The following is a 16,579-nucleotide window of genomic DNA, read 5'->3' on the forward strand; positions in this document are numbered from 1 at the left end:
CGAGACGCAGGCAGCGCACTCTTTCGCCGCCGACCTTCACTTCGATATGGCTAACCGGATCGCGATCCGTAAAATAAAGCGTCAAATTCAGCTTCGCCTCGCGGCTCCCCAAATTCAGCACGATGACCGACTCGTGGCCTTTGAGCAAAGAATCTCCGGCCGGCGGCAGCTCGCAATCGGGGTAGATCCATAATGTATGGCCCTGTTCGTTGCCCATTCTTTCAGCTCCTCGAAAAAAATCTCCACGCAAAAGGCTGTCACAGCGCGAGCGACTTGCGAAATTCCACAAATTCGCTGTCCAGCACGCTTTGCACCTGCGCGATCTTCCACTGCAAATGCGCCCTATCCGTCATGTACTCCATACTCGGTTCCCAGCCGAGCCGCGAGTCGGCTTCCACGAGCGGAATCGTCGCTTCCGCGTTGGCGATTTCCCGGCGGGCCAGCTCCTCCATCTGCTCGAGCAACGCCGTCGCTTTACCGGTATCCCCTTCGCTCAGTAGTTGCTTTTTCAGCTTCCACCATTGTTTGACATGGATCGCCGTCTGCAGAGACCTTGCGATAAACTGCCCGATTCCGAGCATGAACACGCCGTCCTCCCGTTTGCGGTCCGAGGTCAGCTTCAACGCCTTTTCCAGCAGCGCGTTGCCTGCCGACATCCGCTCCAGCATCCGTCCTAGGCTCCTAATTTCCACGTCGATCCGGGATACGCCCAGCGATTGCCTGGGATCTTCCAGTGGTTCATAGTCCGTTAATACGATTTCATTCCCGAACATCGCATGCTTTGCTGCCGGCATTTGTACCGCCTTGCTAAACATTGGCTTGCGAAACACAAGCGGATAAGACGGTCCGACGCGGAACGGTCCGTACTGATCTTCGTTCGTCGGTATATAGTGGACAATCGCTTCGCTCCATGCGTTCCAGGCTTCCACCGCAAACGGGGCGGCTTCCTCGCCGAAATCCCGTTTGGCCAACAGCGCCAGCGCTTCCTCGTAAGTTGGGCTCGGGCTCCAATACGCCCATTTCGTCAACTCGCTCACAAAGGACGGCCACCAGCCGTAATGATGCGATTCCATCAAGCCGCTTAGGCCACAATCCTTCTGAGCTTGCAGCAACGCCCGATGTCTCCTGTTCCACTGACCGGGGAACGGTTCGTACGGAATGACGCCGAAATCCCACGTGAGTCCGCCGGTATTGCTCATCGCGTACAGCTTGATGCCGCGCTCTCGGGCCACTTCCGCTTCGCTCCTGAAATATTCGCCCGGTCCGACGTTCGCCAGCGTGTAATCGACGCATACGTGCGTCACATGCTCATTCTTCATTTGTTCGAACATTTCGAACGTCACTTGCAGCGTAATATTTTCCGGCAGCGCGCGAATCAGCTTGAGACGGTCTTCCTTCGGCGCATACCCCCAGTTGTACGTCCAGAACACGATGTCCGCGTCGGGGTTGTGTGCGCGTATCGTACCCGACAGCAAAGTCAGCCATTGCGGGAAATCCTCGCACGGCCACCAGCCCGGGCTCGGCTTCGTTTTCGGCTGGTCCGCCGGCCATTCGAGGCGCAGCTTACCAGTAGTGTTCGGATCCTTGCTCGGAAACTCGCAAGATTCTCCAACAAGAATAACGCCCTTGAAACGGGGGCAAGTCCGAAACACCTTGCCGTAAGTAGACTCGTAATACGCTTTCGCGTCGGGATCATCCGGATGCAGGCGACTTGTTAAATAGCTGTACACATACACGTCCAGCCCGTACAACTCGGCGCGGTCGACCAAATAGTTGAAATCCTGATAACCTTCCGGCGTCTCGTCGACGTCCTTGACGAACACCATAATCGCGTCAATGCCCGCATGCGCCATTGCGTTCAGATGCGCATCGGGATAACGATCCAGCCCCCAGCCGGAATGGGCCATCCGAGGCGAGAACAGCGGTTCTCTTCGGATTTCCTGTACGGCAAGGAAAGGGGCTTCGCGCAAGTTCATCAAGTCTTCCAGATAATAACTACCTTGGCCGACTCCTCGCTCGTCGTAACCGCAGACGATGACTCGGTTCACGCTTACGGTAATCCGGTAGCTCCTAGGCTTGCTTAAGGACCGACCGATTGCCGGGAGCTCTTCCTTTGTCGCAAGAACGATCGTCCGAACTTCCGAAAGCGAATGTTCTCGAATATCTTTCACGATAAGCAGTTTTAACGACAGGTTCATGCTATCGAGAAAATAGTCTTGAAGGTCCTTGGCCACGTTCCGGATCAGAGGGGGGGCCTCTTCGCCGATTACGATGCTCCAGTTACCGTCAATCTCGGCTTCACTATACAGCGCGACCGCTTCGGGATCCCGTCGATCGGGTTGGTGAACGACTTCCAAGCGCCTGCGAAATTCATAATTCTTCTCCGCCATCGCTCTCGTCCTCCTTGGTGAAATTCCCATTCGGGCAAATCTAGTATTCGATTGCGATCATCTGGTGGCATTCTACGGTCGGCACCTGATACTGAATGGACGATCCCTCTTGCGTAAAGGGGATATCTTCCAGTTGCGGAACCGTATAGACACGACGGACTGTCTCGGGCACGCGTAACTGCACATCGACCCGATATAGCGGCGTTATATCTTCGATCACCTCTTTGTCCTTGCCGCGCTTTACCGGGAAAGCGTACAAGAGGTGATTCACGTACCGCGACTCTTTATTCTGGTGCTGAAGCGTAACGACGCCTTGGGCGGGCAGACTGGTCCACAACGTCTTCCTGTCTGCCAATAAGCGGTCTAGTGCACCCAGCACGACTTCCTTCACGAACAGGCTGCCGTTCTCAGCGTAATCCTCGAACGCGTTCCAGGCGAGATAGATTCCGTTCGCGCTTTCGATCATGCCAGGTCCGGCGTTATTGCGGCTGTTTGGCGTATGAGAGAAGTAATAGGCGTGCAGGCCGCGGTTGAAATAGGGGTCCTCCCGGTTGCCCAGTTCCTTCCCGCCCTTCAGCGCCACCTTCTGACCTTGGGAATAAAACACGAAAGAGCCTTCCCCGAAGCTGGGCAGCGCATCATGCGGCCTATAGAAGTCCGGCTTGAAGGGATTTTCCCCCAACCATTCCACCCCTAGGTCAAGCGCGAAAGCATCGCCTTCCGGGTTCAAACCAGACTGGCCCGTCGCGAACACCTTGCCCCCACCGCTCAAATACTGGCGCAGCTTATCGCCCAAATCTTCCGAAATGCGGATTTTATCAGGCAAAATAACGACTTTGTACGGAAATAGATCCGATTCAGTGTCCACGATGTCGAACAAAACGTTTCCTTCCTGCAAAATGCGGTAGGCGCCCGTATCCGAGGGTCCCATCCGATCCTGCTCTCCCCCAAGCGATTCCAGCGCCAGAAGAGCGACGTCCGCCACATTGGTTACATCCTCACACCATGCTTCCTTGGCTGCTACCTCCCTGTATGCCTCGCCCACCATCCGGTAGACGATAGGATCCATAATCCCGTCGGGATGCAGGTGGTCGCCGACGGAGCAATGCGTCCCGTGCGCTAGCGCCAACGCTGATTCGAACCGGATGGCGTTAGCGTGCTTGTATCCCCCGAATTCTCCCCAATTCATATGGAAACGTCCGGTCATCCCGACGACTTTTTTGCCTAACTGTTGGAAGTACCTTGCGGAGATCGGAAAATAATCATAGCCCCAACCGCCGGAGGGGAGAGATTCGACTTCAATATGGCCATTCATGGCAATCATATCCCGGCGTCCGCACCGGATGCCGCTATTGTGGAATATATCGAGCCCAGGTTTGATCTTCCAAACGGTCTCGTTCAGCTTTCTCGTGTAGTTGGCGTATACCCGCTCGGCCAAGTCCATCACGTCGTTCTTGTTCAAGGTGTCCTTGCCCTCCCGCAGCAGCGCCGCCCTGCAGTTATGACAATAGCACGCCTTCGGAAAAACGATATCCAGGAACAACCCGTCGCCATCGTACTTGGAAACGACCTCTTCCGTCATTTCCAGGATGTAATCCAGATAAGGCGAGTTAAAGCAGAAAACATGCAGTCCCGGCTCCATGAACCCTGGGTCCCAGAACGTCCGGTCGTTCTCGTCGCGTGCCAGCCACTCGGGGTGCTCCAGAGCCAAATTTTCACTCAGCCCGACGTTGATGTATACCGGCGTCTTAACGCCAATCTCGTGAGCGGCCTCGATCATCTCCCCTAAGAGGTCGAACTTCAATCCGGGGTGCTTATTGAACTTTTCGGTATCGTAATACGCCCATCCATGAAAGCACTTGGCGAACACGTTAATGGAGTCGACATGACCAAGCTGAAGCATCTCCTGAAATTGCTTCTTGGAAAAGTTCTCTCCGATCTTTACCGAGCCGTGGTTATGAAAATCAAGATGAATTTGTCTGAATCGCATTTGAATCCTCCACCTATCCCTCATTTTTATTCCTTAACACTCCCCATTACGATGCCCTTCATAAAATGCTTTTGCAAAAAGGGATAAACCAGGAGAACAGGCAACGCGCCAAGAAAAATTTGCGCGGCCTTCACTGTTCTGTCCGAAATTTGCCGCAACGTTTCCGAATTCAGGTCTGTTAATGCGGAGAAATTCTTCTGAATGACTATGGTTTGTAAATAGCTTTGCAACGGATAATGTTCCGGCTTGTTCATATAGATGAGCCCGTCAAACCAACTGTTCCAGTGTCCGACTGATGACAACAGCACAATGGTAGCAATGGCCGGAGCGGAGAGAGGGAGAAAAATCCGGAACAGCGTAACGAAATGGCCGGCACCGTCTATGAATGCGGCTTCTTCCAGCTCCTTGGGCAATCCTCTAAAGAAGTTAAGCAGCAAGATCGCACTGAATACAGGCACGGCTCCAGGGAGGACAAGCGCCCATATCGAATCAAGTAAGCCCGTTGTTCGGATGACCATATAAGAAGGAATGAGCCCTCCGCCGAATAGCATCGTAAACACGAAAAACCAGGCATAGATCGTCCGCGATTTGAATTTATGGGATTCCTTGGACAATGGATACGCTAACAAGACCGTCAGCAGGATGTTAAGGGATACGCCCAAAGCAACCCGTTTTAATGAGATGACAAGCGAATGAACAAAAGCGGCTTGTTCCATTACGTATTCATAAGATATCGTATTAAAACCGATCGGCCACAATCTGACGATCCCGGCGGAAGCCGCGGCATTCGAGCTCAAAGACAGCGCCAGAACATGGATCATCGGAAGCACGCAAGAAATAGAGATTAAACAGAGAAAAGTATAATTGAAGACATGGAAACCAATTCTCCATCCGGATTCCCGCATTTACTTTCCCCCCTTCCTAGAAAATACGGTATTTGGCAAAACGGTAAGCCAAATAATAGGCGATGGATATCAAAATAAAGGAAACGACGGAGTTGAATAGCCCGATCGCGGTCGCGGGACCGAACTGCGCGCTAATCAAGCCCATGCGGTATACAAAGGTATCAATAATATCTCCACTCTCATAGACTTGCGGATTATAGAGCACGAAAACTTGATCGAAGCCTGCATTGAGAATACTCGCCAAACTTAACGTAGCCAGCAATACAATAATCGGCCTCATGCCGGGCAGCGATATGTGCCATGTCTGTCGCAGGCGGTTTGCGCCGTCCATTACCGCCGCTTCGTACAAGGCCGGATTTACGCTGGTCAAAGCTGCCAAATATAAAATGGTGCTAAATCCGACTTCTTTCCATACATTGGTGGTGACAAGGACATAAGGGAACCACTTATTGTCGCCCAGAAAATAAATAGGCTCAAAACCGAACATTTTGACAATATCGTTAACGATCCCGAACGAGGGCGACAAAATATCGATCAGCACGCCGCCTAATATCGTCCAGGATAAGAAATGGGGTAAGTAGATGAGCGTCTGGATCGAGCGCTTGACGAATTTGTTTAGCACTTCGTTAATAAGCAGGGCAATCGTGAGTGGAAAAACGAGACCCGTAACGATTTTCATCAAGGCGATATAAACCGTGTTTTGCAATACCTTGAAAGTATCTGGCAAGCTTATGACGTACTTGAAGTTATCCCAACCTATCCATTCGGAGCCCGAAATCCCTTTGGCCGGAATAAATTTTTGAAAGGCGATGATAATTCCGACCATGGGCCCATAGCTGAATATGAAGACGAGGACCAGACTTGGCAAAATCATAAGATGCAGTGGCCAGTTCACAAGTTTTTTGGACAAAGTCCATTCACCTCCGCTCAACTTGACAAATGCCCGTAACAAAACAAGGGGCGAGAAATGCAAGGCGTTCTCCCCCCCTCATTCGGGTAAATCCATTTATGATTTCGATTTATACCATTTATTCACGTCGGCCAAGATCTCGTTGCCTCCAAGGTCCGACCACTGTTTGGTGAAATTATCGAATGCATCAACAGGAAGCGATCCAAGGATAATTTTGGTGAATGTTTCCGCTTGCAATTTAGTAAGCGCCGGACCTTTTTGGATCTGAGACTCAAGGGGCGACGTTGTAAATTCATCAATTTGATAGAGATCATTCGTTCGGTAATAATTAGATACCGACATGCTGCCGCCCTTGCTGAATATTAGATTCCAGCCCCAGTTGGTCAGATCTCCCGATTGGAATTTCAAAATTTTGTCGTATACGCCCTTATCCTCGGGCCCTAGATTCGATGTGTCTTTGGTATCCAGCGCGTCAATGATTCTCAAGCTTTCCTCAACGTTCTTGAATGCTTTAAACCCAGCAATATTACTGAAATTCCATACCTGATTGCCATCCTCGGCAGCATTAAATTTGTGATAAATATCGTCCGATTTATTCTCATAGAACGTTTTAACCCAGAAATCGAGCATTTTGAGAACTGCTTCGGGATGTTCGACTCCCTTCTTCACAACCCAAAAGTTTTCCACGGACACTGGCACTTGGGGTTTAGCGGGATCGCTGTCAACCGACAGGAGAGGAAATGCTTGCCATTCCATCTTAGGATCTTTATCTTTACCTGATTGTAACGGGTACAATGGACCATAAAAGGGAAAATACAGGATACCGATCTTGCCATTAGCAACCATCTCGAATACTTTGGTAATATCTTTCGCTCCGAATTCCGGGTCGATTTGCTTCGCTTTGAACATTTCCTGCAGCTTGGCTAACGCGTTTTTCATTTCAGGTTGAATGACTCCGGAGGTCAAATTGCCGTCTTTATCTTTAATCATAAGAGTCGGATAAGCGTGAAAGCTGTTGAAATAACCTTTCAATAGCTCAAAGTCTTTATCTACCGCGAAACCATAAGTATCCGCTTTACCGTTTTTATCAGGATCTTGGGTAGAGAACGCCTCGCTGATTTTAAAGAGATCATCCATCGTCTTGGGCTCGGGAAGATTTAAGGCTTTCAGCCAATCGGTACGAACGTAAACCATCGATGAACCTTCCCTGTTTGAATTCGAAAGGGGGAGAGCCATTAGCTTGCCGTCAATGGTAGCAGCTTCTATTGCTGTCGGATTTTCTTCGGTAAGCAATTTCTTTACTCTGTCGGTAGCGTTTGCATAGACCTCAGTCAGATCGGCAATCATGCCGGCTTCGGCAAGCTGTTTGAACATCGTTGCATTTACCTTGAAGAAATCCGGGATCTCGCCGGAAGCAACCGTCAAATTGATTTTCTGCTCCCATTGACTCCCATCTACAGCCCATAAAGTTTTCACTTTAATGCCGTATTCCTCTTCATAAGCACGTGTCCATGCATTGTTGTCATAGGAATCTCCATCCGGGAACTTGACCGTGGGTTCCGTAGTTCTCACCGTCGTCAACGTAATGGGCGGATCATATTTCCCATCTGTAGACGCTGTTTCCGATTCCGCCGGTTGTGAAGCTTGAGAAGCGGCTGGCGTACTGCTTGCGCTTGGAGATTGTGAGGCTTCCCCTCCGTTCTTGCTGCAAGCTGACAATACCAATAAACTCGTTGCAAGCATGAACCCAATCAATCGAACATTGCCTTCCTTCATTTCCTTTCCCCCTATATCATGATTGGTAAAGCGGTATTTCGAGTGCTCTTCACATGTGGCATCCGAGCACCTCCTAATTATATAAGCGCTTTCAATCTGTTCGATAGAAGTAATACACGTACTATTATTCCCATTCCGATAATGTACCTATTAATGAGTGATGGTTGAATAAAAGTGTGCAAAATGATCTAAGAATGAAGAATAGAATGAATAATGTAGATTCGCTTTATACATGAAACCAAATATAATAATACGTAACAACAACTAGGAGTGTGAGTTATGTTTACGTATCTTCAGTCAAAACGAAACTCATTCTTCATTAAGCTGCTATTCAGCTTTGTCATTATCGTCCTGATCTCCTTTATCTTCAATTTGCTCTCCTTCAACTTTTTCCAGAACACGCTTCGGACGGAAATTATCAAGTATAACAAACTCAATTTGAGCAATACCGTCAACAATTATGAGAAACAATTCCGCCTCTTGGACGACATCGCTTCCAATTTGTTTTTCGGCGCCAATATCCCGTTGCTTGAACGGAACAGATCAAATTTCAATGCCATGAATGACCTTACCAGCGAAATTAAAGTAGTGTTATCCAATTACAATAATTTGAATCTGGATAACCTGTTTTTCTATAATGACAGATACTCCTTTATTATCGAAAAGGGAGGACTGACAAGCATTACCGATATGTTCGAAGAACATTATTTAAACGACCGGTACAATGCGGAATTCTGGAAGAAACAGACGGAAGAAGATTACCATATGAGAATCTTCCCGGCCGCCCAGTTCCAGAAACGAAATATGAACGGCAAGGTCGAACAATCAGGAACCTACTTCCCTGTCGTCATCAAAAACAAGCTTCAAAAGGGCAGTTATATCGCCGCTTTTATCGATGCGGGCGAGATCTACTTAAACTCTCACTTCTCGAACAATGATTTATTTTATATTGTAGACGCACAGGGGAATCGCTTTTTCGGAACCTCATTGGTAAAAGCGCTTACAGAATTTCAGGTAGCCGGGAATGGCGATGCTTACGATTCGAATCATAACAATTATTATTTCTATCAGACTGGCGAGAAATCCGGACTCACCTATGTGAACGTTACTCCCAACCAGCAAATCGCCTCGACGATAACCCGTTTAAGCTGGCTGCTGCTGATCTTGTTTGCGATATCCCTTGCGCTCAGTCTGTTCATCTCGATCCTGTTCAGCATCCGGTTCAAGCTTCCCGTACAGCGCATGCTGGAATCGCTGCAGAAGATGAATCCAAACTTTAATTTCAAGAGTACGATTCGCGAATACAGCCAGATCGGGGACAAGCTGAAATCGATCATCGTCTCTACTCACGAAATTAATCAAGATCTGCAGAAGAAGGATTCGTTGTTAAAGACGTACAGCTATTGGAACAAGGTGAAAAACATTCCGATCGGGCATACGGAAATGCAAAATCTGATCGACAACATGAAGCCGTTCTATTTCGTGATGTATCAACTACTGCCCATGCGAAGCGGACAGCCGCTGCCGACTGCGGATACGCATAATACGTCGCATGATACGGATTTAATCAACTCTGCCATCCTGCAGCGCTACAAACAGTCGGAGACACTGCAAATCGAGAAAGACCTGATCGTGTCCATAATATTCGACGACGATCCGAATCCGGATCGGGATAATCTGTTCGCCACGCTGCAGACACTTGTCCGGCTGTTCGATGATCGCAGCGGGCTTAACGTTACGATCGCCGCCAATCCGAAGCTGCGAAATCATGGCGATTTTACGACCGCTTATGATGAAACGCTTGGAATGATACATGCGCGAAAGTTGAATGCTACTACACAGCTCATAACGGAATTGGAGGGAGACAGCAGCGGTATCGCGATTCCGCCTTCCGAGCTGAAGAAGCTGTCGACGCAAGTGGCGGCGGGAAATGCGGCCGAAACCGTGCAACTCATTCACCGGCTGCTGCAACGGCTAGGCAAAAAAGGAAGGGCCGTCGAATACCGGAAGCTGGCGAACGACATTATTTCCGAAATATTGCTCGTTCTGATGTCGCAAAAAATCGAGGTCGGCGATTTGCTGTCCGAGCTTGCCCCTTACGAGCAGTTAAAGGAGATTACAACGGAGGAGCAGTATTACGCCTTCTACGGAGTATTGATCGAGAGGGCCGTCTCGCTGGTCAACGACAAAAAAGCCGACAAAGACCCGATCGTCGACTATGTGTTGGCATATATGGAGCGCCACAGCGGCGAAGATATCAGCCAGGAGGACATTGCAAGCAAACTGAACATCTCGATCGGCTATATGGGCAAATATATTAAAAACAAAACCGGCAAAACGTTCAGCGAATACTTGGAGGATATTCGCATCGATAAGGCCAAGATCATCCTGGCCGAGACCGATAACAAAATCCATGAAATCGCCGCACAGGTCGGGTATCATAACGCTAACTCCTTTACGCGGATGTTCAAGAGAATTACCGGCGTCACGCCGGGCGAATACCGACTGGAGAAACGCACGGAGTAGAGAGGCTGGGTCGTTTCTCCTCTCCTTCGGAGGACGTGCGGGCACACACGCAATAGGGAGCATCTCCCCTGGTTCGTCAAGGAGATGCTCCCTTTGCGTTAGCCTTCCAACGCTAGCCCGAACTGCCCGTCAGCCGCCGTCTTCTTCAACGTATAGCAAAAGACGTCGGAAATCTCGTTGCCCGGCCGCGAGCATTCGTAGCGCAGTCGGCTGCCTCGGCCGGCGATCGCTTCCCCGTCGACTGCAAAGAAAACCGCCGTATACCCATTAATCGCGCCGTTCAACTGGACCAGCTTCGGCGTGCTTAATATCGGCACCCCCTCATCATCCGCCACAGACAAGCCGGCGAATTCTGCGGCCGCGGCCGACTTCCGTATGATCGTGCCCACGACAAACAACTCATCCGACCGCACCTCTATCGGAATCGCCTTCCATTCTGTCGCGTCGTCGAACTTCGCAAAGGCTCTTCGACCGATCGGCGTTCCCCGAGCGACCCCAACTTCCCAAGCTTCCATAAATGGGATCGTCCCCCAGGATTCCATCTCGACCGCGTTCTCCGGATAGTTTCGCAAATAGTCGAAATCGACGGAAAAACCGCTGTATTCCACCTGCTTCTGCAGAAGCCCAACTTTGCCATTCTCGCCGTCGGAGGCATAACGTCTCACTCCCGATACCTTGACCCGAATGTCTGGCCCGTTGCTCAGATCGAGCTTTGTGATCCGGCAATTTTCGAGAACGACCCTCGGATTTTTCAAGACATGATAGAAATTGTCCGAGATGGATATCGTCGACACGTCCTCCTTAAGCCCGTCCTCATCGGGGTCCCGGCCGATGGAGTGAAACGCAACGATAGATCCGCTATTTGCCTCGAAATAATTGCCACTGATCGTTCCACTCGCCACGTTGGAATAGATGATGATCGGATCTGACTGTCCTTCGAGCAGATTGCCCTCGATGCGGAACTGACCTTCCAAGCTGCCTAAATACCCATAAGTCGGCTCGTGCACGAGATCGAATAGAATTTTCCCTCCCTGCTCAGAGACGTTGTTGATAAAGTTGAAGTTAGTCACGCCCCCATATGCGTCCGAATACACCGCGTAATGGTCTCCGGTAAAATCGCTCGCCGCGAAATAACAATTCGTGACGTTCAGCGTCCCGAGTCCGAACGTCGCACTGCTCCAGATCGCTTTCCTGAATCTGAAGAAGCGGCAGTGATCGAAGACGCACGGTCTCGGTGGCGCCCCCAGGAAAGGAAACGCGGGGCCGGTCACCTTCAACGCGGACGCAGGACCGTTCGCATAGCTGCGAAAAAAGACTTTTTCGAACAGGAACCCGAAATACCCCGACAGCGGACCAGACTGTTTGATATGGAACAAGCTCTCGACGTTGCTTCCCGTGATGTACCCGGTGTCCATATGAATCGGATAATCGCGAGGGCTTTGATCGGTCGGAACCGACGTGAACTTCGCGTGTGTGCTACCTTCCATACGGAAATTGCCGTTAAAGACGCTGACCTCGTGCCGAAACAGAAAGCTGCCATGATTCAGCTTCAAAGCGGCCACGCCCGTCTGATCCATGACCAGGAAGGCTTTCTCGAACGCCAGCGAGCTATCGGTCCCCGCCACGACTGGCTGATTCGCATCCGTCTCGTCGATGCTCGCGTCACCTACAGCGCCGAACCATTCGGGTAGCCAATGGCTGAGGCTGCGGAAGCCTTCGAACCGGACATTTAATACGCCCGAGCCGCGCTTGTAGGCAAAATCGAAAATACGAGTCGCCCCGGCAGTGATCGTTCCGGAACATGTCAGATTTGCCCCTTCCTCCAGCACTAGCATCGCTCCCCGGTGGAAGACTAGCTCTATCGGCTCTGGGATCACGACTGAGCCGATTCGATACTCTCCCGGCGCGATAGCGACCGAGCGGCAGCTATTCCCCGCCGCCTCGATCGCTCTCCGCAGCGCTTCCGTATCGTCCGCGCGGCCATCTCCGACTGCGCCGTAATCCCGAACCTGAATCCAACCTTGTCCCTCCAAATTCATGTTCCCCCTAATCTTTTGGACAGTTCATACTTTAAGCCCCGCCCGCTGTTCTGTTTTCTTAAACGTTGATCTTTCCGTAGCCTTTCCATGTCCCGGGACTACCCGAGGCAGTACATACCCAACCGAGGTCGCCTCCTGCAGTTGGATTTGAATGACGCACGGTTTCCCCCGCTTCCCAGTAACCGGTATTCGGCGAGGAAGACGCTCGAAAAGGAACGTCGGACCCGATCTCGAACCGATCCAGCGATGCGCCGACTAGTCCCATAACGGGGAAGGCGACTTGGCCATTCGCCCCCGAGCCGAGTTTCTGGAAAGCACAGACAATCGAAGTCACTCCGCTTCCGACCGGGATCAAGATAGACTTGAACTTCCAGTTATCGTTGCCTCCAGGCGTCGACGTATCGCCGTGGCTTCCCGCACCGTCCAGCGTCACGAGCCGCACGTCGTTCCCCGAGGCGGATTTCACCCAGGCGCCGAACCAGATCAGCTTGCCTTTCAACTCCGGGAACTGAGCTGCCGCGTCGATGGGGTGACCCCACCATTCCGTTCCATTCGTCAGTTCGAAGGCTGGATATCCGCAGAACCTCTGCTGAGATTTAAGCAGGTTGCCCGAAGTGATGGCGATCCTCTGGTAGCCGGGGAAGTTCGGGTCGTAATAATTTTTCGACCGGGTATCGAGAATATCGATGTAGTGTCCGCCGTTCACAGCCGTTCCATTGTCCGTCCCCTTAAGCTGCACCGTGGACAAGCTGTTGCCCCGGATGGACACGGGGCCCTTTACGACGCTCGTCAAGCCGTTCCCCCAGATCGCTAGCAAAGCATCAGCTTTCGACGAATCGTAGCACTGAACATTCTCGATGGTCACCTTATCCAGATAGTTGGAGAATACGAAACTCGTGTTGTTGATTCCGCCGTTGTTGACCCCTGCGCTGTTTAGCGGAGTCCACTGAATACCGCTGATTTTGACGCACTCCAGCGGTTGGGCGGAGTTGATTCCGATGAACGTTCCTCCACTGCCAAGTAGGTGAATATCACTCTTGATATTCACGCCTGAAGGATTTTGCGCGTCAGTATAAGTGAAGCCGCTCTTGCCGTTGCGCTCGAAGTAACAATCCACAACGTTGAAGTTTTTCATATCGTAGACGATGAGCCCTGCCACAGCATTATGCTCGATCGTGCTATTGGTGACGTTCACATTCATGCCATTGCCGATTCGCATGCCAATGCCGCCGTTCGCATAAATTTCGCTGCACAGCAGCGAAACGTTGTTGTTGGAGTCGGCCGTGCCGTAGCACTCGATCCCGTTTCCGGCGTTGGCTACGATCTGGCAATTGATAAACTTATTATTCCATCCGTTCACGTGAAGGCCCGTTACCGACGTTCCGGTAATAAACAGGCTGTTGAACAGGGTGTGATTCAAGTTGTCATAGAAGATAGCGGAATCCGCGTTCCCTTCCCCGTCGAACGATAGGCTGTTGAACTCCATCGTATCCCCGTTCGTTCCGAGGAACATCGCGTGCAGGATTTTGTTAGTCGGACGGGCTCGAATGTAGGTGACGTATTGCCCCTCGCCTCGCACGCTGACGACCTGTGCTGGAAGGATGATCTGCTCGGAGATGTAATAGTCCCCCGCAGGAAAATACACGCAGCCTGGCCGAGTTATGGCGTTGAAGGCAGCTTGGATCGCTGACGTGCTATCCGCGAGCGATTTCGCTCCGAACCAACACACGTTAAACGCGCCGTTGAACTGGCGATTCCATACCCCGCCGCCCTGAGCGGCGAATACAGTACCGTTGTTTGGAGTACCTGAGCTCGCCCAACTGAATATTCCCCCGCGAAGCGGATCAGCGACGACAACGCAAGTGTTCGTTCCTCGCGAATAAGCCAGCAGAGCCGGGATATCCGCCACGGAATCGTTCAACACGTCCGCATAGGCGGTTCCCGTCCCGGGTATGCCAGGCAGCGCTCCCGCAGCGATCGTCGCGAGGCCCGCAGCCCCCAATGATGCGAGCAGTTTACGGCGGCTAATCAACCCAGCATGGTTTGTCTCCCCTTGATCCCTGTTCGTCGAGTTCAACGCGTTCTTATCCAAGTGTCCCATGAGTATTTCCTCCTGTAGGAAGGTGTTTTCGGTTCCGCGCAGCGGAAGACATCCAGATGCTAATCTCGAATAAAACCAAAAACGGCGCCAGCACAAGCAAATTGGAAATCAAGTCAGGTGGTGCGATCATCGTGGAAACAACGGCCATCGTGAAGTAAGCGTACCTCCGGCATTTCTTCAGCAGCTCTGGGGTCACGATCCCGAGAGCCGACAGAAACGCGATGACGACGGGCATCTGGAACAGGAGCATACAAGGCAGGATCAGGTTGAACATAAACGAGAAATACTGAAGCACTCCGTATGTTTCCTGCAGGCCCATTTTCACGTTAAGGCTGGTTAGAAACGCGACCGAGAACGGGAAGACGAGAAAATACGCAAAGCCGCCTCCGAGCGCCGCAAGCAACGCCGACCACGGAATATACTTCAGCGTCGCCCGTTTCTCCGTCTCCGTCAAGCCGGGCTTGGCAAACTGCCAGAGCTGGTACAGAATAAACGGCGTCGTCGCAGTAACGGCGAACAGAAGTGCGAACTGCATGTAGACCCTAATGCCGTCCCATGGGGACAAAGCATGCCATTCGAGCCCGTCGGCGGGCGGCAGTTTTTTCAAATAGGAGACAACGGGAACGGCCAGCGCCAATCCGGCCGCAAGCGCACCGGTAAGAACGAACGCGACGCGGACGACGCGCATACGCAGCTCCCTCAGATGGTCGACCAACGTCAGGTCAGACGCCGACATCGGGGGTCACCTCTTCCTACCGGGCTAGATCGCGTTTTTCGTTCTTTTCCGTCTCCGCGGCGGCGTTGTTGGACAGCTCGAGCGGTTCTTCGCCAACGATCTCCTTTGCTCCGTTCTTGAATTCCCGCAGCGTCCTACCAAAAGCCTTACCGAGCTCCGGCAGCTTGCTGGGGCCGAACAACAGCAACCCCACGAGCACGATCAACAAAATGCCTACCATTCCGGGCGCATGCATGAAGATCCTCTCCTTCTGGTTTAATATTGAATCCGCTTACATATTGCATCCTCATTATAGGATTGATCGTTCTCTTCCCGGAAGAAGCAATAATCGCACTTGTATTCCCGCAGCGTTACGTTCTCGTGAAAGATTGTCTAAGGAATAAATGCGCGGATCTGGCGTGTGGAATACAAAACCGCCGGAGCCTGTGTTAATTCTACGGTCATTGAGCGAGAACACTAAAGAGGGCTGTAACCGCCTGCCTCTCGGCAAACTGTTACAGCCCTCAGACCCGTGTCCGACACGGTCAGGCGTTCGCAATAAACAAGAAATTTAATTTTCGATAATTACGTTTGCTAATTTAAGATTTACCGGATTGGCGATTGTATCTCCGACCGGGCATTTGCTCTCCAGGAAGCTGATAAACTCGTCAACCTTCTCTTTAGGCGAATCGGTTTTGATTCGGAACGTATACCGGATATCCGAGTATCCCGGCCGAACCGGAGATTTGTTAAAAAATCCATCGAGGTCAAGATCGCCTTCAACCTCCACACGGAAATCATCGAGTTTCACGCCAAACTTGGGCGCATATACTCTGGCAACGATAGATTGGCATGCACCCAATGAGGCAAGCAGCGCTTCGACCGGATTCATGCCGGTGTCCGTTCCGCCCAGACTCTTAGGCTCATCGATCGTCAACTCGAAGTTTCTGACGGTTGTTTTCACTTTAACTCCATCTTGTAAATGAGCAGTTGCTTTGAACGTCTGAACAGCAGCCATTATACACCCTCCACGAACCAAATTATCAACCCAAATTCCGACTTGCCCAGTAGGTATTATTTGGATTATATATTTAGCGGGGAATGTTGTCAAATCAATTGGAAAAATACTGTCGTTGTGCTGTGATAATGTCACCCTATAACTGTTCTGAGATAATGTCACTATGAGACAGGAGACAGTGACATTGAGCAGAGCCGAATTGAAGAAGG

12 protein-coding genes are annotated in these 16,579 nt (G+C 51.1%); 1 reads left to right on the forward strand and 11 read right to left on the reverse strand.

Annotation, left to right across the window (positions count from 1 at the left end):
* The 6 genes from ACFPOF_RS12815 to ACFPOF_RS12840 form a co-directional block, all read right to left on the reverse strand.
* Nucleotides 1-217, reverse strand: a 217-nt coding sequence (locus ACFPOF_RS12815; RefSeq protein WP_378133158.1) for a sensory rhodopsin transducer, incomplete at its 3' end; no start/stop codon positions are given.
* A gap of 40 nt (nt 218-257) precedes the next feature.
* The gene (locus ACFPOF_RS12820; RefSeq protein ID WP_378133160.1) at nt 258-2,390 is read right to left on the reverse strand and encodes a hypothetical protein; all 2,133 of its coding nucleotides are present in this window, start codon (nt 2,388-2,390) and stop codon (nt 258-260) included.
* Nucleotides 2,391-2,430: 40 nt separating this feature from the next.
* Nucleotides 2,431-4,380, reverse strand: a complete 1,950-nt coding sequence (locus ACFPOF_RS12825) for a family 10 glycosylhydrolase (RefSeq protein WP_378133162.1) — start codon at nt 4,378-4,380, stop codon at nt 2,431-2,433.
* 26 nt (nt 4,381-4,406) lie between these two features.
* The gene (locus tag ACFPOF_RS12830) at nt 4,407-5,285 is read right to left on the reverse strand and encodes a carbohydrate ABC transporter permease (protein ID WP_378133164.1); all 879 of its coding nucleotides are present in this window, start codon (nt 5,283-5,285) and stop codon (nt 4,407-4,409) included.
* Nucleotides 5,286-5,301: 16 nt separating this feature from the next.
* Nucleotides 5,302-6,159, reverse strand: a complete 858-nt coding sequence (locus tag ACFPOF_RS12835; protein WP_378133181.1) for an ABC transporter permease — start codon at nt 6,157-6,159, stop codon at nt 5,302-5,304.
* Between the two features lie 132 nt (nt 6,160-6,291).
* Nucleotides 6,292-7,971: an extracellular solute-binding protein gene (locus ACFPOF_RS12840; RefSeq protein ID WP_378133166.1), complete on the reverse strand. Its 1,680-nt coding sequence runs from the start codon at nt 7,969-7,971 to the stop codon at nt 6,292-6,294.
* 279 nt (nt 7,972-8,250) lie between these two features.
* Here ACFPOF_RS12840 and ACFPOF_RS12845 point away from each other — a divergent pair, with 279 nt between their 5' ends.
* The gene (locus ACFPOF_RS12845) at nt 8,251-10,497 is read left to right on the forward strand and encodes a helix-turn-helix domain-containing protein (RefSeq protein ID WP_378133168.1); all 2,247 of its coding nucleotides are present in this window, start codon (nt 8,251-8,253) and stop codon (nt 10,495-10,497) included.
* Between the two features lie 98 nt (nt 10,498-10,595).
* On the opposite strand, the gene ACFPOF_RS12850 is transcribed toward ACFPOF_RS12845, so the two are convergent.
* The 5 genes from ACFPOF_RS12850 to ACFPOF_RS12870 form a co-directional block, all read right to left on the reverse strand.
* Complete coding sequence (locus ACFPOF_RS12850; protein WP_378133170.1) at nt 10,596-12,530, reverse strand: glycosyl hydrolase family 28-related protein; 1,935 nt, start codon at nt 12,528-12,530, stop codon at nt 10,596-10,598.
* A 64-nt stretch (nt 12,531-12,594) separates the two neighbouring features.
* A complete protein-coding gene (locus ACFPOF_RS12855) occupies nt 12,595-14,637 on the reverse strand; it encodes a right-handed parallel beta-helix repeat-containing protein (protein ID WP_378133172.1) in 2,043 nt (680 codons plus the stop codon).
* Nucleotides 14,621-15,373 carry a twin-arginine translocase subunit TatC gene (tatC, locus tag ACFPOF_RS12860; protein ID WP_378133174.1) on the reverse strand — a complete coding sequence of 251 codons (753 nt, stop codon included), beginning with the start codon at nt 15,371-15,373 and terminating at the stop codon, nt 14,621-14,623. Before tatC ends, ACFPOF_RS12855 begins: the two co-directional genes overlap by 17 nt.
* 16 nt (nt 15,374-15,389) lie before the next feature.
* Nucleotides 15,390-15,608: a twin-arginine translocase TatA/TatE family subunit gene (tatA, locus tag ACFPOF_RS12865; RefSeq protein WP_378133176.1), complete on the reverse strand. Its 219-nt coding sequence runs from the start codon at nt 15,606-15,608 to the stop codon at nt 15,390-15,392.
* A gap of 315 nt (nt 15,609-15,923) precedes the next feature.
* Nucleotides 15,924-16,370, reverse strand: a complete 447-nt coding sequence (locus ACFPOF_RS12870) for an OsmC family protein (RefSeq protein WP_378133179.1) — start codon at nt 16,368-16,370, stop codon at nt 15,924-15,926.
* Between the last annotated feature and the right edge of the window lie 209 nt (nt 16,371-16,579).

Origin of the sequence: Cohnella soli (assembly GCF_042655525.1) — a bacterium.
GTDB lineage: Bacteria > Bacillota > Bacilli > Paenibacillales > Paenibacillaceae > Cohnella > Cohnella soli.

Bases quoted from the DNA above. Each gene is read 5' to 3' on its own strand.
- ACFPOF_RS12820 (WP_378133160.1), bottom strand. From the start codon at position 2,390: ATGGCGGAGAAGAATTATGAATTTCGCAGGCGCTTGGAAGTCGTTCAC.
- ACFPOF_RS12825 (WP_378133162.1), bottom strand. From the start codon at position 4,380: ATGCGATTCAGACAAATTCATCTTGATTTTCATAACCACGGCTCGGTA.
- ACFPOF_RS12830 (WP_378133164.1), bottom strand. From the start codon at position 5,285: ATGCGGGAATCCGGATGGAGAATTGGTTTCCATGTCTTCAATTATACT.
- ACFPOF_RS12835 (WP_378133181.1), bottom strand. From the start codon at position 6,159: ATGATTTTGCCAAGTCTGGTCCTCGTCTTCATATTCAGCTATGGGCCC.
- ACFPOF_RS12840 (WP_378133166.1), bottom strand. From the start codon at position 7,971: ATGAAGGAAGGCAATGTTCGATTGATTGGGTTCATGCTTGCAACGAGT.
- ACFPOF_RS12845 (WP_378133168.1), top strand. From the start codon at position 8,251: ATGTTTACGTATCTTCAGTCAAAACGAAACTCATTCTTCATTAAGCTG.
- ACFPOF_RS12855 (WP_378133172.1), bottom strand. From the start codon at position 14,637: ATGGGACACTTGGATAAGAACGCGTTGAACTCGACGAACAGGGATCAA.
- tatC (WP_378133174.1), bottom strand. From the start codon at position 15,373: ATGTCGGCGTCTGACCTGACGTTGGTCGACCATCTGAGGGAGCTGCGT.
- tatA (WP_378133176.1), bottom strand. From the start codon at position 15,608: ATGCATGCGCCCGGAATGGTAGGCATTTTGTTGATCGTGCTCGTGGGG.
- ACFPOF_RS12870 (WP_378133179.1), bottom strand. From the start codon at position 16,370: ATGGCTGCTGTTCAGACGTTCAAAGCAACTGCTCATTTACAAGATGGA.